General features: G+C 68.6%; 23 protein-coding genes. 19 read left to right on the top strand and 4 right to left on the bottom strand.

Annotated features, from left to right (window positions below; translation table 11 throughout):
• Window positions 1-8 precede the first annotated feature (8 nt).
• A complete protein-coding gene (gene acnA / locus LHU95_RS20865; protein WP_248708883.1) occupies window positions 9-2,699 on the bottom strand; it encodes an aconitate hydratase AcnA in 2,691 nt (896 codons plus the stop codon).
• A 45-nt stretch (window positions 2,700-2,744) separates the two neighbouring features.
• Here acnA and ccmA point away from each other — a divergent pair, with 45 nt between their 5' ends.
• The 3 genes from ccmA (at window position 2,745) to LHU95_RS20850 (ending at window position 4,576) form a co-directional block, all read left to right on the top strand.
• The gene (gene ccmA, locus LHU95_RS20860) at window positions 2,745-3,359 is read left to right on the top strand and encodes a heme ABC exporter ATP-binding protein CcmA (RefSeq protein ID WP_248708882.1); all 615 of its coding nucleotides are present in this window, start codon (window positions 2,745-2,747) and stop codon (window positions 3,357-3,359) included.
• 127 nt (window positions 3,360-3,486) lie between these two features.
• On the top strand, window positions 3,487-4,137 hold the full coding sequence (gene ccmB / locus LHU95_RS20855; protein WP_248708881.1) for a heme exporter protein CcmB: 651 nt from the start codon (window positions 3,487-3,489) through the stop codon (window positions 4,135-4,137).
• Between the two features lie 79 nt (window positions 4,138-4,216).
• Window positions 4,217-4,576 carry a hypothetical protein gene (locus LHU95_RS20850; RefSeq protein ID WP_248708880.1) on the top strand — a complete coding sequence of 120 codons (360 nt, stop codon included), beginning with the start codon at window positions 4,217-4,219 and terminating at the stop codon, window positions 4,574-4,576.
• 98 nt (window positions 4,577-4,674) lie between these two features.
• On the opposite strand, the gene LHU95_RS20845 is transcribed toward LHU95_RS20850, so the two are convergent.
• Window positions 4,675-5,067 (bottom strand): hypothetical protein, encoded by a 393-nt coding sequence (locus tag LHU95_RS20845; protein ID WP_248708879.1) that lies wholly within the window; start codon window positions 5,065-5,067, stop codon window positions 4,675-4,677.
• A 172-nt stretch (window positions 5,068-5,239) separates the two neighbouring features.
• Between LHU95_RS20845 and radA the strand changes: the two genes are divergently transcribed.
• From radA to LHU95_RS20815, 6 genes are all read left to right on the top strand, one after another.
• Window positions 5,240-6,649 carry a DNA repair protein RadA gene (radA, locus tag LHU95_RS20840; RefSeq protein ID WP_248708878.1) on the top strand — a complete coding sequence of 470 codons (1,410 nt, stop codon included), beginning with the start codon at window positions 5,240-5,242 and terminating at the stop codon, window positions 6,647-6,649.
• 310 nt (window positions 6,650-6,959) lie between these two features.
• Window positions 6,960-7,520 (top strand): CvpA family protein, encoded by a 561-nt coding sequence (locus tag LHU95_RS20835; RefSeq protein WP_248708877.1) that lies wholly within the window; start codon window positions 6,960-6,962, stop codon window positions 7,518-7,520.
• Window positions 7,521-7,531: 11 nt separating this feature from the next.
• Entirely contained in the window at window positions 7,532-8,989 is a 1,458-nt protein-coding gene (purF, locus tag LHU95_RS20830) for an amidophosphoribosyltransferase (RefSeq protein WP_248708876.1), read from the top strand.
• Window positions 8,986-9,678: an SDR family NAD(P)-dependent oxidoreductase gene (locus LHU95_RS20825; RefSeq protein WP_248708875.1), complete on the top strand. Its 693-nt coding sequence runs from the start codon at window positions 8,986-8,988 to the stop codon at window positions 9,676-9,678. Before purF ends, LHU95_RS20825 begins: the two co-directional genes overlap by 4 nt.
• Before the next feature lie 120 nt (window positions 9,679-9,798).
• Window positions 9,799-10,614: a 23S rRNA (adenine(2030)-N(6))-methyltransferase RlmJ gene (gene rlmJ / locus LHU95_RS20820; protein ID WP_248708874.1), complete on the top strand. Its 816-nt coding sequence runs from the start codon at window positions 9,799-9,801 to the stop codon at window positions 10,612-10,614.
• Window positions 10,607-11,581: an NAD(P)H-dependent glycerol-3-phosphate dehydrogenase gene (locus LHU95_RS20815; protein WP_248708873.1), complete on the top strand. Its 975-nt coding sequence runs from the start codon at window positions 10,607-10,609 to the stop codon at window positions 11,579-11,581. Before rlmJ ends, LHU95_RS20815 begins: the two co-directional genes overlap by 8 nt.
• 134 nt (window positions 11,582-11,715) lie before the next feature.
• Here the strand turns inward: LHU95_RS20815 and LHU95_RS20810 are convergent, their stop codons facing one another.
• Window positions 11,716-12,906 carry a glycosyltransferase family 61 protein gene (locus LHU95_RS20810; protein ID WP_248708872.1) on the bottom strand — a complete coding sequence of 397 codons (1,191 nt, stop codon included), beginning with the start codon at window positions 12,904-12,906 and terminating at the stop codon, window positions 11,716-11,718.
• Window positions 12,907-13,049: 143 nt separating this feature from the next.
• On the opposite strand from LHU95_RS20810, the gene cysD reads away from it, so the two are divergent.
• The 9 genes from cysD to LHU95_RS20765 all read left to right on the top strand — a co-directional run bounded on the left by cysD (window position 13,050) and on the right by LHU95_RS20765 (window position 20,860).
• The gene (gene cysD / locus LHU95_RS20805) at window positions 13,050-13,964 is read left to right on the top strand and encodes a sulfate adenylyltransferase subunit CysD (RefSeq protein ID WP_248708871.1); all 915 of its coding nucleotides are present in this window, start codon (window positions 13,050-13,052) and stop codon (window positions 13,962-13,964) included.
• A gap of 82 nt (window positions 13,965-14,046) precedes the next feature.
• The gene (gene cysN, locus LHU95_RS20800; protein WP_248708870.1) at window positions 14,047-15,909 is read left to right on the top strand and encodes a sulfate adenylyltransferase subunit CysN; all 1,863 of its coding nucleotides are present in this window, start codon (window positions 14,047-14,049) and stop codon (window positions 15,907-15,909) included.
• A gap of 48 nt (window positions 15,910-15,957) precedes the next feature.
• A complete protein-coding gene (locus LHU95_RS20795; RefSeq protein WP_248708869.1) occupies window positions 15,958-16,947 on the top strand; it encodes a tripartite tricarboxylate transporter substrate-binding protein in 990 nt (329 codons plus the stop codon).
• The gene (locus LHU95_RS20790) at window positions 16,947-17,444 is read left to right on the top strand and encodes a prolyl-tRNA synthetase associated domain-containing protein (protein ID WP_248708868.1); all 498 of its coding nucleotides are present in this window, start codon (window positions 16,947-16,949) and stop codon (window positions 17,442-17,444) included. Before LHU95_RS20795 ends, LHU95_RS20790 begins: the two co-directional genes overlap by 1 nt.
• An 86-nt stretch (window positions 17,445-17,530) precedes the next feature.
• Window positions 17,531-18,463, top strand: coding sequence for a tetratricopeptide repeat protein (locus LHU95_RS20785; RefSeq protein ID WP_248708867.1), 933 nt, complete (start codon window positions 17,531-17,533; stop codon window positions 18,461-18,463).
• A gap of 2 nt (window positions 18,464-18,465) precedes the next feature.
• Window positions 18,466-19,131, top strand: a complete 666-nt coding sequence (locus LHU95_RS20780; RefSeq protein ID WP_248708866.1) for an LON peptidase substrate-binding domain-containing protein — start codon at window positions 18,466-18,468, stop codon at window positions 19,129-19,131.
• 8 nt (window positions 19,132-19,139) lie between these two features.
• Window positions 19,140-19,361, top strand: a complete 222-nt coding sequence (locus tag LHU95_RS20775; protein WP_248708865.1) for a Trm112 family protein — start codon at window positions 19,140-19,142, stop codon at window positions 19,359-19,361.
• Window positions 19,362-19,510: 149 nt separating this feature from the next.
• Window positions 19,511-19,909, top strand: coding sequence for a DUF971 domain-containing protein (locus LHU95_RS20770; RefSeq protein WP_248708864.1), 399 nt, complete (start codon window positions 19,511-19,513; stop codon window positions 19,907-19,909).
• Window positions 19,910-20,059: 150 nt separating this feature from the next.
• Window positions 20,060-20,860, top strand: coding sequence for an alpha/beta hydrolase (locus LHU95_RS20765; RefSeq protein ID WP_248708863.1), 801 nt, complete (start codon window positions 20,060-20,062; stop codon window positions 20,858-20,860).
• A gap of 66 nt (window positions 20,861-20,926) precedes the next feature.
• On the opposite strand, the gene ribA is transcribed toward LHU95_RS20765, so the two are convergent.
• Complete coding sequence (gene ribA, locus LHU95_RS20760; RefSeq protein WP_248708862.1) at window positions 20,927-22,126, bottom strand: GTP cyclohydrolase II; 1,200 nt, start codon at window positions 22,124-22,126, stop codon at window positions 20,927-20,929.
• A 181-nt stretch (window positions 22,127-22,307) separates the two neighbouring features.
• On the opposite strand from ribA, the gene LHU95_RS20755 reads away from it, so the two are divergent.
• The gene (locus tag LHU95_RS20755; protein WP_248708861.1) at window positions 22,308-22,985 is read left to right on the top strand and encodes a winged helix-turn-helix domain-containing protein; all 678 of its coding nucleotides are present in this window, start codon (window positions 22,308-22,310) and stop codon (window positions 22,983-22,985) included.
• The last annotated feature ends 3 nt before the right edge of the window (window positions 22,986-22,988 follow it).

Here is a 22,988-nt window from a genome sequence, read left to right as displayed (position 1 = left end):
GGCGCGGCTCAGGCCGCCTTGGCCATCCCGCGCAGCACGTAATGCAGGATGCCGCCATTACGGTAGTATTCGACCTCATCGGCCGTATCCACGCGGCACAGCACCTCGGTCTTCATCACATGCCCATCGGCGCGGGTGATGACCATTTCCAGCATCATGCGGGGCTTCAGTTCCTCGACGCCGAGGATCTCCACCACCTCATCGCCGCGCAGCGAGAGCGTCGTGCGGCTCTCACCCGGCTTGAAGACCAGCGGCAGCACGCCCATGCCGACGAGGTTGGAGCGGTGGATGCGCTCGAAGCTTTCCGCGATCACGGCCTTCACGCCGAGCAGGAAGGTGCCCTTCGCCGCCCAGTCGCGGGAGGAGCCGGTGCCGTATTCCTTGCCGCCGAAGACGACCAGCGGCACGCCCTCTTCCTTGTAGCGCATCGCGACATCGTAGATGGGGGCCACATCGCCCGAGGGGTAGTGCTTGCTGATGCCGCCCTCGATGCCGGGGACCATCTCGTTCTTGATGCGGATATTGGCGAAGGTGCCGCGCATCATCACCTGGTGGTTGCCGCGCCGTGCGCCATAGCTGTTGAAATCGCTCGGGCGGACCTGGTGTTCCAGCAGATATTCCCCGGCCGGGCTCGACTTGCGGATATTGCCCGCGGGCGAGATGTGGTCGGTGGTGATGCTGTCCCCCAGCAGGCCCAGGATGCGCGCCCCCTTGATGGAAGCGAGCGGCTTCACATCCATCGTCATGCCCTCGAAATAGGGCGGGTTCTGCACATAGGTGGAGCCGCCATTCCAGCGATAGGTGTCGCTGTCCGCATCCACCTTGATCGCCTGCCACTGCGCCGGCCCCTTGAACACGTCCGAGTAGCGCGACATGAACATCTTGCGCGTCAGCACTTCGTGAACGACGTTGTTCACCTCCTCCTGCGTCGGCCAGATATCCAGCAGCATGACGGGCTTGCCGTCGGAGCCCACACCGATCGGGTCCTTCGACATGTCGATCTTCACCGTGCCGGCCAGCGCGTAAGCCACGACCAGCGGCGGTGAGGCCAGGTAGTTGGCGCGCACATTGGCATGTACGCGGCCTTCGAAGTTGCGGTTGCCCGAGAGCACGCCGGCGACGACCAGCTTGTTCTGCTCGATGGCTTCCACCATCGGCTCCGGCAGCGGGCCGGAATTGCCGATGCAGGTGGTGCAGCCATAGCCCACGGTCTGGAAGCCCAGCGCGTCGAGGTCGGCGGTCAGGTTCGCGCCGTCCAGGTAGTCGGTGACGACCTGGCTGCCAGGGGCGAGCGAGGTCTTCACCCAGGGCTTCGGCCGCAGGCCCTTGGCGCGCGCCTTGCGGGCCACAAGCCCGGCCGCGACCAGCACATAGGGGTTGGAGGTGTTGGTGCAGGAGGTGATGGCCGCGATCACGACATCGCCATGGCCCAGATCGAAATTCGCCTCCTCCACCGGCACCCGCTTGTTGGCCTCATCGCCCGGAACGCCCATCGCACCCGAGGCGAGGTCCTTGGCGAAGGAGGTGCCGACGGAACCCAGCGCCACGCGGTCCTGCGGGCGCTTCGGGCCGGCCATGGAGGGTTCGACGCTCGCGAGGTCGAGTTCCAGCGTGTCGGAAAACACCGGATCGGGCGTGTTCTCGTCGCGGAACATGCCCTGCGCCTTGCAGTATTCGCGCACCAGCTTGATGCGATGCTCGTCCCGGCCGGAAAGCATCAGGTAGCTGAGGGTCATCTCATCCACCGGGAAGAAGCCGCAGGTGGCGCCATATTCGGGCGCCATGTTCGCGATGGTCGCGCGGTCGGCCAGCGGCATGTGCGCGAGGCCGGGACCAAAGAACTCGACGAACTTGCCGACAACGCCCTTCTTGCGGAGCATCTGCGTGACCGTCAGCACCATGTCGGTCGCGGTCACACCCTCGCGCAGCTTGCCGGAGAGCTTGAAGCCGATCACATCGGGGATGAGCATGGCGATGGGCTGGCCGAGCATGGCGGCCTCGGCCTCGATGCCGCCGACACCCCAGCCCAGCACGCCCAGGCCGTTGATCATCGTCGTGTGGCTGTCCGTGCCGTAGCAGCTGTCCGGATAGACGAAGGTCTCGCCGGCGATGGTGTTGGTCCAGACCACCTGGCCCAGATATTCCAGGTTCACCTGGTGGCAGATGCCGGTGCCGGGCGGCACCACGCGGAAATTGTCGAAGGCTTCCTGGCCCCAGCGCAGGAACTCATAGCGCTCGCCATTGCGCTCGAACTCGATATCCACGTTTTTCTGCAGCGAGGTGGCGGTGCCGGAGACATCCACCATCACCGAGTGGTCAATCACCAGATCCACCGGCACCAGCGGGTTCACCTTGCGCGGATCACCACCCAGGCTGAGCAGCGCATCGCGCATGGCGGCGAGGTCCACCACGGCGGGAACGCCGGTAAAATCCTGCAGCAGAATGCGCGCGGGCTTGAAGGGAACTTCCTTTTCGGAATGGCCTTCCTTCACCCATTCGGCGATGGCGTGGGCATCGGCCACGGTGTAGCTGCTGCCATTCTCGAAGCGCAGCACGTTCTCCAGCAGCACCTTGAGCGAGAAGGGCAGGCGCGACAGGTCGCCGATCTGCTTGGCCGCTTCCGGCAGGCTGAAATAATGATAGGTCTTGCCATCTACTGAAAGCTGACGCGCCGTCTTGAGGGTGTCGGTGCTGCTCATGATTTTCTTCCTCACTCTTGCGCCGCGCTTTTAAGCATGGCCCTGTTGAATGGTCCATGGAGGCCGCCCCTGCTGCAAGCGCGTGAATTGGCCTGTTGGCGGGCGGAACGTCTGGTTTTTGCCGGACTCTCCTTCGAGGTTTCCCCTGGCGAGGCGCTTTTGCTGACCGGCGCGAATGGCGCGGGCAAGTCCTCGCTGCTGCGGCTGCTGGCCGGTTTGATCCCCGCCGCCGAGGGTTCATTGCTCTGGGATGGCGTGGATGCCTGGGCGGACCTGCCCGCGCATGGGGCGAGGCTGCGCTATCTTGGCCATCAGGATGCGCTGAAGCCGGCGTTGACGGCGCGGGAAAACCTGGAATTCTTCGCCCGCCTCACCGGCGGGGACGTGGCGGCGGCGCTGGCCGCGCTGGATCTGGGTGGGCTGGCGGAACTGCCGGCACGGGTTCTTTCCTCCGGTCAGAAGCGGCGGCTGGCCCTGGCGCGCCTGGCTCTGGCGCCGGCGGGGCTGTGGTTGCTGGATGAGCCTTCGGTGGGGCTGGATGCGGCCTCGGTCGCGCGGCTCGGGCCTATTTTCGCGGCGCATCGGGCGGCGGGCGGCATGGTCCTGGCGGCGACGCATCTGCCCCTGCCGCTGCCCGATGCGCGGGAGCTGCGGTTGTGATCAAGGCGCCGCCCGCCACCCTGCGCACCCCGCGGCCGCCCTTTCGGCGCCGGGTGAGGGGCTGGATGGACCTGCCCGATTCAACCCCGCGGGCGAAGCCGCCCTCCGGCTTTCGGGCGGGTTGGCCATGATTCCGCTCCTCGTTCGGGAACTGCGCCTCGCCATTCGCCATCCGGCCGATACGCTGTCGGCCGTGATGTTCTTCGTGCTGGTTTCGGCGATGTTTCCCTTCGGCGTCGGGCCCTCGCCCGAATTGCTCGCGCGCCTCGCCCCCGGCGTCCTGCTGGCCGCGGCGCTGCTGGCGGCGCTGCTGCCGCTGGACCGCTTGTTCGGCGCCGAGGCGGAGGATGGTTCGCTCGACCAATTGCTGCTCTCCGGCCTGCATCCGGCCGGCATCGCGGCGGCCAAGGCGCTGGGGCACTGGGTCACCACCGGCATTCCGCTGGTGCTGGCCACACCGCTGGCCGCCGCCTTGCTCAACCTGCCGACCGATGCCTGGCCGGCGGCCATGCTGGCGCTGGGGCTCGCTTCGGCCATCCTGTCCGTCTTCGGGGCCGCCGGCGCGGCGCTGACGCTGGGGGCCAGGCGCGGCGGCGTGCTGCTGCCGTTGCTGGTACTGCCGCTTTCCATCCCGGCGGTGATTTTCGGCGCCGCGGCCATCGAGGCGGCGGCCAGCGGGCTGGAAGCGCGGCCTTATCTGCTGCTGCAAGCCGCGATGCTGGCCTTTGCGGCCCCCTTGGCGCCCCTGGCGGCGGGCGCGGCCCTGCGCGGCGACTGAAAAAGCGCCGGCGCGTTTAGCTGGCCGTTAATCTCCATCCCATAGAACGGGATCATTCTCACTCGGATGGAGCAATCCCATGCGTCGCATTCTCTCCCTGGCCGCCTTCGTCTGCCTGCTGGCGGGCCCCGCCTTCGGCGCGGCGGGCACGCTCTGCGGCGGCCGTGTCGAATTGCTGTCCGTCAGCCCGCAATGGAATGAGCAGGCGCCGGGCCGGGCCGCCATCGGCCTGCGCGTCACCGTGGCCAACCGCACGGGCGAGGCGATCCTGCTGCAACCCGTGCTGATGGCCGGGGGCCGGCCGCAGCAGGGGCCGCCCATGATGCTGGTGCGCCACGGCGAGACGGTCTTCGCCCTGCGCCTGCCCGCGGACCAGCAACCCGGCCTGCCGCCGGAGACGCTGATCCGCGCGCTGGGCGCTTCCTGCCGCTTGAGCTGAGGGGGTCCCGGCGGGACCAAAGGGGGGGGAACGTCCCGCCGGGTTGCCGCCGCGCTGGGGGGGTAGGCTGCGCGACGACCTGGTCAGGGAAGCCTGCCTCAGCGGCAGGCCACCCGGGTTCCTGCGGCCAGGTCCATCGGAACGGCGGGGCCGCCCGTGCCGCTGGGGTTGTTCAGGCTCGCCACGCCCAGCAGGATGGATTGGGACGTGCCCCACGGGCCGAGCCGCGTGAAGTGGGTGCCATTCTGCCGGCTCTGCACGCGATGGTCGTTGAAGGTCACGGCGAAGGTGACATTCTCGCCCACCGTGCTTTGCAGGATGAGGTAGTAGTTCACCGTGCTGCGCGTGCTGGTGGATTGGGTGGTGCTGTAGAAGCTCGCCGCCTGCAGCTTGCCATTGCAATAGGGGTTCCCCTGGGCCGCCGCTTCGCTCATCGGCAGCATCGCCATCGCGCTGGCTGCGGCCATGGCCATCATCAGGTGCTTTCTCATTGGTTTTCTCCTTGCTGATCCAGTTCGGTTGGCGGGATCGCTGTTCCGATGACGCAACACTATGCGCCGGCCGCCAGCCTGGCCAATATGTTCAGGCATCGCCACTCATCGGTGGTGCCTATCGCCCGGGCTGGCTTGCGAAGCGGCATTGTTCTATTTATGTTCTTACGCCATGGCCAAGGACCGCTCCCGCTTCATCTGCCAATCCTGCGGTGCTTCCCATGTGAAATGGCAGGGCCGCTGCGATGGCTGCGGCGAGTGGAACACCCTGGTCGAGGAGAGCACCGCGCCGCGCAGCCCGGGCCCCGCGGGCAAGGCGCCACCGGGGCGCGGCATCACCTTCGTGGGCCTGGCCGGCGAGACCGCGCCGCCGCCGCGCCACCTGACCGGGATCGCTGAGCTGGACCGCGTTCTGGGCGGCGGCTTCGTGCCGGCCTCGGCCGTGCTGGTGGGTGGGGATCCGGGCATCGGCAAATCCACCATCCTGTTGCAGGCGGCGGCGCGCATGGCGATGGCGGGCAAGCGCGTTCTCTACATCTCGGGCGAGGAAGCGGTGGCCCAGGTGCGCATGCGCGCGCGGCGCCTCGGCTTGGCGGATGCGCCCATGGCGCTGGCCGCCGCCTCGGCTTTGCGGGACATCCTGGCCAGTCTGGAAGCCGAGGATGAAGCCACCCTGGTCGTGATCGATTCCATCCAGACCATGTGGCTGGACGCGCTGGATTCGGCGCCGGGCACCGTCGCCCAGGTCCGCACCTGCGCGGCCGAGCTGATCCGCTGCGCCAAGGCGCGGGGCTTTGCCCTCGTGCTGGTGGGGCACGTCACCAAGGAGGGCACGCTGGCTGGCCCGCGCGTGCTGGAGCACATGGTGGACGCGACGCTCTATTTCGAAGGTGATCGCGGGCACCAGTTCCGCATCCTGCGCGCCACCAAGAACCGCTTCGGCGCGACGGACGAAATCGGCGTGTTTGAAATGACCGAGGGCGGGCTGGTGGAAGTCTCCAACCCCTCGGCGCTGTTCCTGGCCGAGCGGCGCGGCAATATCTCGGGCTCGGCGGTGTTTGCCGGGCTGGAGGGCACGCGGCCGGTGCTGGTCGAGGTGCAGGCGCTGCTTTCGCCCAGCAATGGCGGCAGCCCGCGGCGGCAGGTGGTGGGCTGGGAAGGCGGGCGGCTTTCCATGCTGCTGGCGGTGCTGGAGGCCCGTGCGGGGCTGAGCTTCGGGCAATCCGACGTCTATCTGAACATCGCGGGGGGCTTGCGCATCAATGAGCCCGCCGCCGACCTCGCCGTGGCGGCCGCACTCACTTCCGCCATCACCGACCGGCCGACCGACCCGGATGCGGTGTATTTCGGCGAGGTGGGCCTCTCGGGTGAAATCCGCCAGGTGTCCCAGGCCGAGCAACGCCTGCGTGAGGCCCAGAAGCTCGGCTTTTCCGCCGCCGTGCTGCCGCGCCGTGTGGCGCGCGGCAACAAGCCGCCAGCCGCCATCGAGGGGCTGCGGCTGACCGAAGTGGGGCATCTGGCCGATCTGGTGGCGCCCTTCGCGGCGGGGACGTTGAAGCGGACGCGGGATGAGCGCGGCTGAAAAGGTCAGATGGCGAGAGGGCCTTGCCCTCCCGCGTCGTCTCCGCCTCGCGGCCAACCACGCCAAGAAGGCCGGTATCTCGGCTCTTCGACGGTAAAATCCCCTGAATGAAGGTGCAGGAAACCGGTTTCCTGCCGGGGAGCTCGAGGGGCTGGCCCCTCGATCCCGTCGCGGTGATTTTGCAGCAGCCAGCGAGCCCCGCCCTATTTTTTATGAATTAGCATGAAGGTGGTGGCCGAACCAGGCAGGGCCCAGGCGCAAGGTGGGTCAGGTGACACGAATCGCTGCCCCCGCTACATGGCAGCGCAGCATGACCTGGGCGGATGGCATCCTTCTCCTCGTGATGGTGGCCTCCGCCATCCTGTCCTTCCTGCGCGGCTTCGTGCGGGAATTCCTGGGTATTGCCGCCTGGATCGGCGCCGCCATCGCGGGTTTTGCCCTGCGGGACCAGATCACCCCCCTGATGGAAGGCAGCATCGAGCCCGATTGGCTGGCTGACGGCATTGCGGTGGGTGGTGTCTTCCTGGTGGTGCTGGTGGTGCTGAAACTTGTCATCCATGCATTGGCGGGCAGCGTGCAGCGCAGCCCTCTGGGGGGTGTGGATCGCTCGCTCGGGGCCATATTCGGGCTGGCGCGTGGCGCCTTCATCGCGATCCTGGCCTATGTGCTGGCGGGGCTTTTCGTCCCCGCCATCGAGCGCTGGCCTGAAGCCGTGCGGGAGGCCCGGGCGCTGCCCTACGTCGTGGATGGCGCCCGGTGGGTTGTCGGCCTGATGCCGGAGGAGTATCGCCCCCGCATCGCTGCCCCGCCGGAACGCCGCGTGCCCACGCAGGAAGATCTGATGCGTCCGCCTGCCCGCAACCGAAGCTGAAGGTCCCTGCCATGCCCCTTCCCCCCCAAGGCGATGATGACGACAAGTTCCACGAGGAATGCGGCGTCTTCGGCATCTGGCGGCACAAGGATGCGGCGGCACTGACGGCGCTGGGCCTGCATGCCTTGCAGCATCGCGGGCAGGAGGCTTCGGGCATCGTCACCCTCGATGATGCGGGGATGTTCCATTCCCACAAGGGCCTTGGCCTGGTCGGCGATATCTTTGGCGATGCCAAGGTGATGTCCGGCCTGCCCGGCCGCGCCGCCATCGGCCATAACCGCTACGCCACCACGGGCGAGACGGCGCTGCGCAATGTGCAGCCGCTGTTTGCCGATTTCGAGTTCGGCGGCTTCGCCGTCGGCCATAACGGCAACCTCACCAATGCCGGCGTGCTGAAGCGTGCCCTGGTGCGGCGCGGCTGCCTGTTCCAATCCACCACGGATTCCGAGGTCTTTGTCCACCTCATCGCCATCAGCCTCTATTCCACCGTGCTGGACCGGCTGATTGACGCGCTGAAGCAGGTGCAAGGCGCCTACTCCCTGGTGGCACTCCACAATGGCGCGCTGATCGGCGCGCGCGACCCCTTGGGTGTGCGCCCTCTGGTGCTGGGCCGGCTGAATGATGGCTGGGTGCTGGCCAGCGAGACCTGCGCGCTGGATATCGTCAGCGCCGAATTCGTGCGCGACATTGACCCGGGCGAGATCGTCATCATCGATGACAGCGGCATCCGTTCGGTGAAGCCCTTTCCCAAGGCGGAAAACCGCTTCTGCATCTTCGAATACATCTATTTCGCCCGGCCGGACTCGGTGGTCGAGGGCACGCCCGTCTATGAGACCCGCAAGCGCATCGGCGCCGAACTCGCGCGCGAAAGCCATGTCGAGGCCGATGTGGTGGTGCCCGTGCCCGATAGCGGCGTGCCCGCCGCCATGGGCTATGCCGTGCAGGCCGGCATTCCGTTTGAGCTGGGCATCATCCGCAACCATTATGTCGGCCGCACCTTCATCGAGCCGACCGACCAGATCCGCCATCTGGGCGTGAAGCTCAAGCACAGCGCCAACCGCGCCATGCTGGAGGGCAAGCGCGTCATCCTGGTGGATGACAGCATCGTCCGCGGCACCACCTCCAAGAAGATCGTGGAAATGGTGCGCCATGCCGGGGCGGCCGAGGTGCATATGCGCATCTCCTCACCGCCCACCGTCAATTCCTGCTTCTACGGGATCGATACGCCCGAGCGCAGCGAATTGCTGGCCGCCCAGCATGACCTCGTCGCCATGGCCAAGCTGATCGGCGTGGACAGCCTGGCCTTCATTTCGATTGACGGCCTTTATCGCGCGCTGGGTCGCCAGGGGCGCGACCCGGCGGCCCCTGCCTATTGCGACGCCTGCTTCACCGGCGACTACGCCATCCCGCTGACCGACCGGACGGACAATGCCGAACAGCGCGGCAGCCTGCTCAAGGCTGGCGCGTGAAAGGTCAGGTTGCACTTGTCACCGGGGCATCGCGCGGCATCGGGCGCGCCACGGCCCTGGCCCTGGCAGCGGCCGGCGTGCATGTCGTGCTCACGGCGCGCAGCCAGGGAGGCCTTGAGGAGACCGATGATCTGATCCGCGCGGGCGGTGGCAGCGCGACACTCCTGCCGCTCGACCTCATCAAGGCGGCGGATCAGCTGGACATGCTCGGCCCCTCGCTCGTCGAGCGCTTCGGACGGCTGGATATCCTGGTGCATGCGGCGGGGCTGCTGGCGAAGCTGACGCCGGCCGCGCATATCCCGCCGCGTGACTGGAGCGAAAGCCTGGCCGTCAACGCCACCGCCGCCTATCGCCTGATCCGCGCCTGCGACCCGCCGCTGCGCGCCGCCCCCGCCGGCCGGGCTATCTTCCTGCACGACTCGCACGCAGCCGAGCCGACCGCCTATTGGAGCCTCTACAGCACCGCCAAGGCGGCGCAGGCACATCTGGTGCAATGCTGGGCGACCGAGGTCGGGCTGACGCCGCTGCGCGTGGCGCTGGTGGATCCGGGGCCGGTGGCCACCAATCTCCGCGCCGCGGCCTTTCCGGGCGAGGACCCGGCGAAGCTGCGCCAGCCGGCGGAGGTGGGAGCCGCCATCGCGGCGCTGCTCGGGCAAGAATTTGCGCATGGCGCGACACTTCGCGTGTGACGAGGGGGCTTTGCCCCCTCGTGCTCCCCCAGCAGGGAACCGGTTCCCTGCACCCGGATGTGTTCGGAGATGCAAGAACCTGAGGTTCTTGCCAGGGAGTTTGAGGGGCGGCGCCCCTCAATGAATTACCGCCACGCCTTTCACGCCGGCAATTTCGCCGATTGCATGAAGCACGCCCTCCTCGTCTGGCTCCTCCGCGCCCTTACTCGCAAGGAAGCCCCCTTCCGCGTACTCGACACCCATGCCGGCATCGGCCGCTATGACCTGGCGAGCGACGAGGCGCAGCGCACCGGCGAATGGCAATCCGGCATCGGCCGGCTCACCGCTATCACCGAGGGCCCGCTGGCCGAGTATCTGGCCGTGGTCCGCGCCGATGGCGGTTATCCTGGCTCCCCCGCGCTGGCCGCCGCCATGCTCCGCCCGCAGGACCGGCTGGCCCTGGTCGAACTGCATGAGGCGGATCACGCGAGCCTGCGCGCCCTGTTCCGCCGCGATGCCCGCGTGGCCGTCCATCGGCGCGATGCCTTCGAGGCGGTGCGCGCCCTGACACCCTTTCCGGAAAAGCGCGGCCTGGTGCTGATGGACCCGCCCTTCGAGCAGCCCGGCGAATATGAGCGGCTGGCCGCCGCCATCGCCGAGGTCTCGCGCCGCGCGCGCGGTCTGGTGCAGGCGGCCTGGTACCCGATCAAGGGCCGCGCCCCGGTGCGCGCCTTTCATACCGCGTTGGCGGAATCCGGCGTGCGGGATATCCAGGCGGCGGAATTGCATCTGCGCGAACCGCTTGATGCGGCCCGGCTGAATGGCTGCGGTCTGATCGTGGTGAATGCGCCCTATGGCTTCGAAGCCGCCGCCCCGCCCATACTGCAGGCGCTGCGCGATGCATTGTCCTGGGAGGCAGGTGCCGGATGGGCGCTGACACGGATCGCCGATGAGTGAGGTCATCATCTATGGCGCCGGCGCCTGGGGCACGGCGCTGGCCATTCACGCCGCACGGCTCGGCCATGGGGTAACGCTCTGGGCGCGCGATGCCGGGCGTGCGGCCGAGATGCAGCGGGCGCGCGTGAATACGCGCCTGCTGCCGGGCGCCGCCTTCCCCGATGGCCTGCGCGTGACGCATGACCTGGCGCCCGCGGCGGCGGGCCTCGGCATTCTGGCGATTCCCATGCAGCCGCTGCGGGAGGTGTTGGCCGCCATGCCCCGCGGGCTGCCGCCGCTGCTGCTGGTCTGCAAGGGGCTGGAGGCGGATACGCTGCGCCTGCCGCTGGAAGTGCTGGCCGAGGCACGGCCCGATCTGGCGGGGGGCATCCTCTCCGGGCCGAATTTCGCGCATGAGGTGGCGGCCGGATTGCCGGCGGCCAGCGTCGTCGCGGCACGTGATCCGGCCCTGTGCGAACTGGCGCAGGCCATGCTCTCCGGCGGCGCGCTGCGGCTCTACGCGAGCGAGGATGTGCTGGGCGTGCAGCTGGGGGGTGCTGCGAAGAACGTGCTCGCCATCGCCGCCGGCATCTCGACCGGGGCGGGGCTGGGGGAGAATGCGCGGGCGGCGCTGATCACGCGCGGGCTGGCGGAGCTCTCCCGCCTGGTCACGGGGTTGGGGGGCAAGCCGGAGACGGCGGCCGGGCTTTCCGGCCTGGGCGACCTGATCCTGACGGCGATGGGGTCTTCCAGCCGGAATGCCTCGCTCGGCTTTGCGCTGGGGCGGGGGATGGGCCTGGCGCAGGCGCTGGCCGGGCGTGCCGGCGTGACCGAGGGCATTGCCACGGCGCCGGCCCTGCTGGAACGCGCCCGGGCGGCCGGGGTGGAATTGCCGATCTGCGCGGCGGTGGTGGCCATGCTGCAAGGCCGGCTGGATGTGCAGGGCGCGCTGGCGGCGCTGATGACGCGGCCGCTCCGTCCGGAATAAGGCGCCGCCGGGCTGGGAAGGAGGCTTGCCGCCCATGAGGCGGATCGCTTCCAGCGCCTTGTCATGCCCGAAAGATGAGGGCCCCAGGGGGCGGGCAGCACTCCAGGATCAGCCCGGGCTGATCCGCCGGCGCCCTACCCAAGCAGTCCGCGCAGCAGCCCGGTCAGTTCCGCGATATCCAGCTCGATGCTCGCATTGCAGCGGTTCCCCTTGCGATCCGGCGCGGCTTCCCGGGCGAAAAGCTGCGTGTAGGGAAGCCCGAACAGGTCCGCCAGGCTGCGATAGGAGGTGACGCCCTGGTCGTAGCCTTCCGGGATCACCTCGATGACCGGGGTGCCCGGGTCGCAATAGACGATATTCGCGAGCCCGGCCCCATGCGGCGCGACGACGATGGAAGCGTTGCGGAAGGCGCGCACCTGCTCGCGGATCGGCTTTTCGGCATTGTCGAAGATGTCGAAGCCCAGCGCCTTCAGCGCGGCTTCGACCGCTTCCTGGTTCACCACCTGCCGCATCGCGACATTGCGGCGCGGGATGAAGAGCGGCCGCTTGGGCCGGCGCCAGAGCTCCGTGACCCGGGGATGCTCCCTGAGGGTCGTGGTGATGAGGGGCGAGATCTCATAGCGGCCAAAGGCAAAGGCCGACATGAGGGTCAGCTTCTCGAACACGACGGGGCCGTCCAGCGGCTCGATCCGGTCCTGGGGGACGCCCATGAATTCCAGCGTGTCGTTCACATAGGCTTTGCGCGGGGCAGGGACCGCGAGCCGGCAGGAGGATGGCATGGTCTGGAACATCGCCACGCGGGAGGCGTAGCGCAGCGTCCAGTTGAAGTAATTCTCGAAAACCCCGAAGCCGAGCAGGAAGCTGTGCCCGGGAACCCGACGAACCGGCGAGGGGAGGGCTGCCGGGATTTCCGCCTCGGCCGATTGCATCGCCATGCGGAAAATCTCGGGGTCGAGGCCGGGGAAGCTGGCTTTCAGCATGTCCCCGGTGCGGATGGTGTCCCGCACCAGCCGGTTGCCGACCGCGACGATGCCAAAGGGCGGCAGCACCGTTGCTTCCTCCAGATCGGTCGTCCAGAAGCGCGAGATGCGCGCATCCGCGCGATACCCGCGATCATAACTGCGCCAGCGCTCGGCCAGGCCAGGCTCGGTGATGCTGGGGCCGATCACGGGCTGCAGGGGGGCACGCAGGTCAGCTGCGGCCAGCACGGAACGGCCGCCGAAAAACGGCTGATGCTCCTCGGACACGGCCTTGGAGAAGCGGCTGGTCACCACGGGCGCATGCGCGACCTCGTTGATGCTGACGATCCTGGAGGCCGCTGGCATTATTTTCCCTTGACTGACGTCTCAGGTTAAACCAGCCCGCGCCAGGATCACAAGCATGGCCCCAGCGCGCTTGCAGACATGGTTGCTTGGCTTTACTCCCGAAGGACAGCCCGTTCCAACGTCCTGCAAGGCAGAAGCGCCCCATGTCCAGATCCGGCCCCCTTCCGGCCCATCTTCGGCGACTGGAGGCCGAGGCGATTGGCATCCTGCGCGAGGTGGCGGCCAGCTTCCGGAACCCGGTGCTGCTCTATTCCATCGGCAAGGACAGCACGGTGGTGCTGCACATGGCGATGAAGGCCTTCGCGCCAGGCCGCCCACCCTTTTCACTGCTGCACATCGCCACCGGCTGGGATTTCCGCGCGATGCTGGATTTCCGGGACCGGCGCATGGCCGAGCTTGGCCTGCCCCTCATCGTGCACACCAACCCCGAGGGTCTGGCCCGCGGCATCAACCCGGTGACGCATGACAGCACGACGCACATGTCCGTCATGGGCACCGAGGCGCTGAAGCAGGCGCTGGATTCGCATGGCTTCGACGCCGCCATCGGCGGTGCGCGGCGCGACGAGGAGAAAAGCCGCGCGAAGGAACGCGTCTTCAGCCACCGCGCCCGTGGCCATGTCTGGGAGCCGCGCGGCCAGCGGCCGGAACTCTGGAACCTCTACAACACGCGCATCGCCGACGGTGAGGAGATGCGGGTGTTCCCCATCTCCAACTGGACCGAATTCGACGTCTGGGAATACATCGCCCATGAGGGCATCGACATCGTCCCGCTCTATTACGCGGCCGAGCGCCCCATGCTGCGCCGCAAGGGTGCGCTGATCATGCGCGATGACGAGCGCATGCCGCTGGCCGGGGGCGAGAGCATCGAGATGATGTGGGTGCGCTTCCGCACCATGGGTGACTGGCCACTCACCGGTGCCCATGAAAGCCGCGCCACGACGCCGGCCGAAGTCATCGCCGAAATGCGCTCGGCCCGCACCAGCGAGCGCCAGGGCCGGCTGATCGACAATGACCAGGACGCCTCGATGGAACGCAAAAAGCGCGAGGGGTATTTCTGATGAACCACGCGCATCGCCTGTCCGAACTTTGCTGGCATGCCTCCGGCATGACGGAAAGAAAGAAGCGCGAGGGGTATTTCTGATGGACACCCAGACCCCCGCCTCGCGCGGCCTGCTGCGCTTTCTGACCTGCGGCTCCGTGGATGATGGCAAGTCCACGCTGATCGGCCGGCTGCTGCATGATTGCCAGCTCATCATGGAAGACACGCTGGCGGCCCTCACCAAGGACAGCCGCAAGCACGGCACGACGGGCGAGGATGTGGACCTCGCGCTGCTGGTGGATGGGCTGGAAGCCGAGCGCCAGCAGGGCATCACCATCGATGTCGCCTACCGCTTCTTCGCCACACCCGCGCGCAGCTTCATCGTGGCCGATACGCCGGGCCACGTGCAGTACACCCGCAACATGGCCACCGGCGCCTCGAACTGCGACCTCGCCATTATCCTGGTGGATGCGCGCAAGGGGCTGCTCACGCAGACGCGGCGCCACGCCACCATCTGCGCGCTGCTGGGCATCCGGCAGATCGTGCTGGCGGTGAACAAGATTGACCTGATGGAATTCAGCCAGCGGGTCTTTGACGAGATCGTGCATGATTTCCGCGATTTCGCGGGGCACCTGGCGCCGATGGAGATCATGGCGATCCCCGTTTCGGCCCGCTTCGGCGACAATGTCACGCTGCGCTCGGACCGCATGCCCTGGTATTCCGGCCCCTGCCTGCTGGAGCATCTGGAGCGCGTGGAAGTCGAGGGCCAGGCGGTCGGCCTGCCCTTCCGCCTGCCGGTGCAATGGGTGAACCGCCCCAACCTCGATTTCCGGGGCTTTTCTGGCACTATCGCCTCGGGCCGCATCGCAATGGGGGCGCCCGTCGTGGTCGCCACCTCGGGCAAGGCCAGCACCGTCACGGGCATTCTCGGCCCGGATGGCCCGCAGGAGGAGGCCGGCCCGGGCGAGGCCATCACGCTGGTGCTCGCGGATGAAATCGATATCGCCCGCGGCGATGTGCTGGTGACGCCGGAGGCGCGGCCCGTGGTGGCCGATCAATTCGCCGCCCACCTGATCTGGATGGATGATGAGCCGCTGCTGCCCGGGCGCGGCTATCTGATGCGGATCGGCCACAACTGGATCCCCGCCTCGGTCAGCGCCATCAAGCACCGGCTCGATGTCGAGGAATTACAGGAGATCGCGGCCCGCAAGCTTGAAGCCAACGAGATCGGCGTGTGCAACCTTTCGCTCGGCAAGGCCGTGGCGTTTGACGCCTATGCCGAGAACCGGGCCACCGGCAGCTTCATCCTGGTGGACCGCTTCACCAACCGCACGGTGGGGGCGGGCACGATTGATTTCGCCCTCCGCCGCGCCACCAACATCCACCATGAAGCCTTCGAAGTGGACAAGCTGGCCCGTGCCGGGCTCGATCACCAGAAGCCGACCGTCGTCTGGTTCACCGGGCTTTCGGGCTCGGGCAAGTCCACCATCGCCAATCTGGTGGAGATGGAATTGCACCGCATGGGGCGGCACACCTACACGCTGGATGGCGACAATCTGCGCCACGGCCTCAACCGCGACCTCGGCTTCACCGCGGCCGACCGGGTGGAGAATATCCGCCGGGTGGGGGAGGTGGCGAAGCTGATGGCCGATGCGGGGCTGATCGTCCTCTGCTCCTTCATCTCGCCCTTCCGGGCGGAGCGGCGGATGGTCCGGGAATTGCTCGAAGCCGGGGAATTCCTGGAGGTCTTCGTGGATACGCCTATCGAAGAATGCCGCAAGCGGGACCCCAAGGGGCTCTATGCCAAGGCGGATGCCGGGCTGATCACCAACTTCACCGGCGTCAGCAGCCCCTATGAGGTGCCCGAGGCGCCGGAGATGCATCTGCACACGGATGGCCGCAGCGCGGCGGATCTGGCGGCGGAGGTGATTGCCGCGATGCGCGAGGCGGGCCGCCTGGGGTAGCGGCCGGCCCTGACCCTGGTCCATGATGGAAAAAACCGGGGAAACATCATGCAACGTCGTCAGCTTATCGCCCTCAGCGCCTTGGCCGCGCCGTCCCTTGCGATACCTGCCCTTGCCGGCTCGGCCCGCGCGCAGGCGCCATCCTTCGACCGGCCCTTCCGCCTGGTGGTGCCCTTCGCGCCCGGTGGAACCAGCGACATCCTGGGCCGCATCCTGGCGCCCGAGCTGACCCGCCTGCTCGGGCAGAATGTGGTGGTCGAGAATCGCAGTGGCGCGGCCGGCAATCTGGGCGCCGAGCTGGTGGCCCGCAGCGCCCCGGATGGCCAGACGCTGCTGCTGATCGACACCGGCGTGCTGGCCACGGCCCCCGCGCTGTTCAGCCGCCTGCCCTTCGACGCGCAGCGGGACCTGGCGCCCGTCAACCTGCTGATCTACGCGCCCTATATCCTGGCGGTTCACCCCTCCGTGCCGGCGGCGAATGCGGCCGAGCTGGTGGCACTCGCCCGCCGGGCGCCCAATAGCCTGAATGTCGCGCATTCGGGTGTGGGCGCCGCCAACCACCTGACGGCGCTGATGCTGACGCAGCACTGGGGCGCCGATCTCACCCAGGTCCCCTATCGCGGCGGGGCGGCGGCGCTGGCGGCGGTGACGGGCGGCGAGGCACAGCTCATCATCAATGGCGCGACCGCCACGGCCCCCTTCGCCAAGGATGGCCGGCTGCGCGGCATCGCCGTCTCCGGCCCTCGGCGCCTGGCCGATTTTCCGGATCTGCCGACCTTCGCGGAGCTGGGCTGGCCGGCCCAGGAATCCGGCACCTGGCAGGGTGTGCTGGTGCAGGGCGCCACGCCCGCCCCCATCATCGCCCGGCTGGATGAGGCGTTTCGCGCCGCGCTCGCCCTGCCCGATGTGGCCCGCCGCATGGCCGATCTCGGGGCCGAGATCCGCGCCATGGGCCCCGCGCCCTTCCGGCAATGGCTGGCGGCCGAGACGGAAAGCTGGGGCCGCGTGGTGCGCGCCAACAACATCAAGCTGGATTGATGGAGGCTCCAGAGGGGCTGCTCGCCCGCCTGGCCGCGGCCGGGATCGAAACCCGTACCGTGCAGCATGCGGCCGTCTTCACCGTGGCCGAATCCCAGGCCCTGCGCGGCGAATTGCCGGGCGGGCATTCCAAGAACCTCTTCCTGCGCGAGGCAAAGACCGGCCAAGCCTGCCTCGCCGTGCTGGAGGAGGGGCGGCGGGTCAGCGTCAATGCGCTGGCCCGGGCCGCGGGCTGGGGCAAGGTGAGCATGGCCGATGCGGACACCCTGCTGGCGGTGCTCGGCGTGACACCGGGCAGCGTCACTCCCTTCGGCCTGGTGAATGCGCGGCCGGGCGAGGTGCGCGTGGCGCTGGATGCTGCCCTGGCGGAAAGTGACGGGCTCATCTGGTTCCATCCGCTGGTCAACACCGCCTCGACCGGCATCCGGCCGTTGGATTTGCTGCGTTTCCTGCGCGGCCTTGGGCATGAGGTCGTGGTGCTGCCCCTGGCCGATTGAGCAAGCGATGGAGGCGCGAGACATTTTCCTTGGCTTGTCTTATGCCCTCTCCGCAACATCTGTAGCCCTCGCCAGGACCGATCCCCATGGAAGTGATTTTCGACCCGAACAAACCCCATTCCGCCGGCCCCGACCCGGTGATGGATGGCGACCAGCGGACATTCATGAAGGATGTCGTGGAAGCCTCGCGCGAGGTTCCGGTCCTGGTGGATTTCTGGGCCACCTGGTGCGGCCCCTGCAAGACGCTGACGCCGGTGCTGGAAAAGGTGGTGCGCGCCGCCGGCGGCCGCGTGCGGCTGGTCAAGATCGACATCGACCAGAACAAGCAGCTGGTCCAGCAGCTCACCCAGATGGGCCTGCCGCTGCAATCCGTCCCCACGGTGGCGGCCTTCTGGCAGGGCCAGATCGCGGATCTGTTCCAGGGCGCGCTGCCCGAGAGCGAACTCAAGAAATTCGTCGAAACCCTGCTGAAGGCGGCCGGTGGCCAGATGCCCTCGGCCGAGCTTCTGGCCGAGGCGAAGACCCTGCTGGACGCGGGTGACGCGACGGGCGCGCTGGAGATCTACGCCGCCCTCGGCCAGCAGGAGCCCGAGAATGCCGAGGCGCTGGCCGGCCTCGCCCGCTGCCTCCTCGCGCTGGATGAGGAGGAGCAGGCCAAGGAGATGCTCGACAGCCTGAGCGACAAGCTCAAGGCCCATGCCGAGATCAGCGCCGTCCGCGCGCAGATCGAGCTGGCCGAGGCCGGGCGCGCCGCGCAATCCCAACTCGGCGCCTTCGAACAGCGCCTCGCCGCCGATCCGGATGATCACGCGGCGCGCATCGAACTCGCCGTGGCGCTCAACAGCATGGACCAGCGGGCCGAGGCGGCCGAGGCCCTGCTGGAGGCCATCAAGCGGGACCGCGCCTGGAATGAGGAAGCCGCGCGCAAGCAGCTGCTGAAATTCTTCGAGGCCTGGGGCTTCAGCGATCCCGTGGCGCAGAAGGCGCGGCGCAGCCTCTCGGCCCTCCTGTTCCGGTGAGCATGGACCCCTTCCAACCGGGCCCAGAGCAGCTACCGGCCGAGATCGCCATCTTCCCGCTGGCCGGCGCCTTGCTGTTGCCCGGCGGCAAGCTGCCGCTCAACATCTTCGAGCCGCGCTACATGGCGATGACGCTGGACAGCCTGGCGCATGGCCGCATGTTCGGCATGATCCAGGGCGACCCGACCCAGCCGCGTGGCGAGCGCGGCAGCAGCATCTTCCAGGTGGGCTGCCTCGGCCGTCTCTCCTCCTTCGCGGAGACCGAGGATGGGCGGCTGCTGATCACGCTGACCGGCGTCACCCGCTTTCGCGTGGTGGAGGAATTGCCGCTGCGCCGCGGCTATCGCCGGGTGATCGCCGACTACACGCCCTTCGCCGATGATTTCGAGCCGCCCTCGCCCGAGCAGGTCCGCCGGGCGGCCATCCTGGAGGCGCTGCGCCCCTATTTCGCGGCCAAGGGCATTGATGCCAATTGGGAGGCGATCGAGGAGATGGCGGCGCCTTCGCTGGTGACGACGCTCGCCATGGTCTGCCCCTTCGGCGTGCCGGAAAAGCAGGCGCTGCTGGAAGCGCCGACGCTGAAGGACCGCGCCGACAGCCTCATCGCGCTGCTGCGCATGGAAGCGCATGGCGATGGGGAGCTTCCGCCCGGGGGGCGGCCGAGCTAGAAAACACCATGACCGAAACGCCGAATACGCCTGCCGCGTCCCCCTCCGCCCCGGTGCCGCCTGGCGTGGACCCGCAGCTGCTGGAGATCCTGGTCTGCCCGGTGACCAAGCAGCCCTTGCGCTATGACCGCGAGAAGGGCGAGCTGATCAGCGATGCCGCCGGCCTCGCTTATCCCGTGCGCGATGGGATCCCCATCATGCTGCCCGACCAGGCTCGCAAGCTGGATTAGGCCGTGTCCGCTTCGCAAGGGCCCATCCGGCGCGCACTGCCTTGCTGCCGCCCCGCGTCCTTGGCGGCTCGGATCCGTCCCGGTGATCCGTTGAAGCGCGCCATGGCGCAAGCGCCCTTTGGCGGCGGCATGGGCCGCCAGCGCGCGGCATGACGGAAACGCGGCACGCCAGCCAGGGCCGCGGCATCACCGTCACCGAGCTGCGCTATCGTTCGGCCGAGAAGCTGCTGGATATCGCCTTCGATGATGGCAGCCGCTTCAGCCTGCCGGCGGAGTATCTGCGCGTCGAATCCCCCTCGGCGGAGGTGCAGGGCCATGGGCCGGGCCAGAAGGTGATCGTGGCCGGGCGGCGCCATGTGGGGATCATGCGGATCGAGCCGGTTGGCCATTACGCGGTGCGCATCGCCTTTGATGACCTGCATGACAGCGGCATTTTCTCCTGGGAGGTGCTGCACCGGCTGGGGCGCGAATATGCGCAGCGCTGGGCGGAATATGAACAAGCGCTCGCCCTCAAGGGGCTGAGCCGGGAACCGCCCCGTCGCGGCTGAGGCCGCCCCACCCCGTCGGGAGATTGGCAGCCGGCGCCTGAGCCGCCAGGATGGCCCGGCGCGCCGCACTCGCGGACGCCATCGCCCCTTGTTTCGCCGCGCTATCGCCGCCACCCGATGGAAGCCGATGCCGCGCCAGGAGTTGCCGCCATGCCCAGCCTGATCGTTGATGGCTATCCCATCGCCTATGCCGAAGCCGGGGCGGGCGAGCCCCTGCTGCTGGTGCATGGCACGCTGGGCGATCAGCGCAGCTTCGCGCCGCAGATGGAAGCCTTCGGCGCGCACTACCACGTCATGGCCCTGAGCATGCGGCATTGCTGGCCAGGCCAATGGGAGGAGGGTGGTGACTTCACCATCGCCCGGCATGTGGCGGATGTGGCGGGCTTCATCCGGAGCCTGGGCGGCCCGGTGCGGCTGCTCGGCCATTCCAGGGGCGGGCATATCGCCTTTCGCGTGGCCGAGCGCCATCCCGAACTGATCCGCGCCCTCATCCTGGCGGAGCCGGGTGGCGAACTGGATGAGACCCTGGGCGGCGCGCCGGCCAGCGGCGAGCAGGCGGGCGTCTTCGCCGCGGCCGCCGCGCTGATCGCCGCTGGCGAGGCCGAGGCCGGGCTCACCCTCTTTGCCGCGCATACCGGCGGCCCGGGCGCCTGGGAACGCCGCCCCGAGGAGCGGCGGGTTATCTCGCGCGACAATGCGCGGACCCTGCTCGGGCAGAAGGATGAGCGCCGCGCACCCTATTCCCGCGCTGCCGCCGAGGCCGTGCGCGCCCCCAGCCTGCTGCTGGGCGGGGACAGCAGCCAGCCGCAATTCGCCACCATCCTGGATGCGCTGGAGGGCGTTCTGGCGGATACCCGGCGCGTCACCATCCCGCACGCCACGCATAATCTGAATCTGGACAACCCGGAGGCGTTCAACCGCGCGGTGCTGGACTTCCTGGCCGCGCATTGAAGGGCACGGCCTTCGCCCGGGGCGCAGGGCGGCGCGGCGATGATGGCCTCTCGGCCGGAGGGAGCGTCACTCCTCCAGCATATGCCCAAAGCGCTCGGCCTTGGTGGCCAGGTAGCGGTCATTCACGCCATTGCCGGCATAGGCATGCTGCTCGCGCGTCACGATCTCGACCCCGCAGGCCGCGAGGCCGGCGATCTTGTCGGGGTTGTTGGTGAGCAGCCGCACCCGCGGCACGCCCAGCAGGCGCAGCATGGTGGCGGCCACCAGGAAATTCCGCTCATCGGCACCATAGCCCAGCGCGCGATTGGCATCGAGCGTGTCCAGCCCCTGATCCTGCAGCGTATAGGCGCGCAGCTTGTTCACGAGGCCGATGCCGCGCCCCTCCTGCGCGAGATACAGCAGGATGCCGGAGCCATCCTCGGCCATGCGGCGCAGCGCGCCCTTGAGCTGCGGCCCGCAATCGCAGCGCAGCGAGCCGAGCAGATCGCCCGTGAAGCATTCGGAATGCAGCCGCGCCAGCGGCGTTCCGCCTTGCGCCAGCACCGCCTCCGGGTCGCCCACCAGCATCGCCAAATGCTCGATGCCGCCATCGGCGGCGCGGAAGGCGATGATGCGCGTCTCCGGCGCATCCTCCAGCGGCACCCGCGCCTCACCGACGCGGCGAAGGGAGGTGGCGATGGATGCCGGATAGGCCAGCAGGTCGGCCGCACTCACGCGCAGCAGCCCCTCGGCGGCGTGGCCCGGCATGATGGGCGCCGCCACCAGGGCCGGCAGCAACCGCCCGAGCTTGGCCAGGGACAGCGCGGCAGGGGCGAGATGCGGCAGCGGGGCGCGCTCCAGCGCGGCTCCCCCCGCCGTGGTACCCCCCGCCGTGGCTCCCTCGGGACCGAGCAGGAGTTCGGCCGTCGGGTCGGCGAAGGCGCGCAGCCGCTCGGGCCCCGTCAGCCCGGCCGGCAGGCGCAGCGCCACCGCGCCCTCATCCGGCGCGTTCAGCGGCACCGGGCGTTGCAGGATGGACGAGGCCCGAACCGGCGAGAGCAACAGCAACGGGGCCGCGCTGGCCAGCGCCATGATCTCCGCAAGCCCTTGCGCGCCCACGGTTTCAGCCGCAGCCACCAGCAACCCGGCACCGTCCCCCTCGATGATGACGGGGGTGCCGCGCCGCAGATCGGACACCGCGCGATGCACGGCGCGCAGCGCGAGAGTCTCGGCCGAAGCTGGCCTCTGGGCCGGCTGGCCTGAGGGGAGGAAGACGGAATTTCGCATCAACTTCTTGTCCTGGAACGCTCACACTCTACGGGTGAATGTGGCTATTGGATGCTCGCTGGCAGGGGGGAGCCACGAAACTTTCTTAACCCCCCCGTCAGACCCCGGTTGCAGATCGGATTTCCACCCCGGAGGATGCGGTGCTACCCTGTTCAGGAACCGTTCAAGTGATGGCCCCGGCATGTCTGGCCACCGTCGAATCCTGCTGCTGACCGAGGATGCCGCGCTGGCCGCGCTGCTGCCCCCCCGGCTTGCGCAGGAGGCCGGCTCCGGCACCCGCTTCGAGGCAGAGGCGACATCGCCTGTGCAAGGCCATGCGCGCCTTGCCGAGGCGGCCGGCCGGATTGACGCCACCCTGCTCGACGCGGCCGCCAGCCCCGGCCCGGCCCATTGGGGACCCTTGCTGCGCGAGGCGGGGGGCGGGCGCCCGGTGCTGCTGCTCGGCGGCGACCTGGCGCTGCCGGAGGGCATCACCGAGCGTGTGGCCAAGCCGGTCCGTGTGCCGGATCTCCTGGCCCGGCTGCATGCGTTGCTTGCGGTGTTCGAAGCCTCGCCCCAGGCCGCCATCACCTTGCCCGGCTATGCCTTCCATCCGGCGGCCAAGCTGTTGCAGGCGGCGGATGGCGCCAGGGTCCGCCTGACGGAGAAGGAGGCCGCGATCCTGCTTTACCTCCACCGCGCCGGCGGCCGCGCCGTGCCCCGCACCGAATTGCTGGGCGAAGTCTGGGGTTATTCCAGCGCGGTGACGACGCACACGCTGGAGACGCATGTCTATCGCCTGCGCCGCAAGATCGAGGCGGACCCGCAGGAGGCGCGGTTGCTGCTGACCGATGAGGGCGGGTATCGGCTGGGCGTGTAGGCG

The organism is Sediminicoccus sp. KRV36 (genome assembly GCF_023243115.1).
In the GTDB taxonomy this organism is placed as follows: Bacteria; Pseudomonadota; Alphaproteobacteria; order Acetobacterales; family Acetobacteraceae; genus Roseococcus.
The sequence above is the reverse complement of the archived record's forward strand: the minus strand, read 5'-3'. Positions and strand labels throughout refer to the sequence as shown.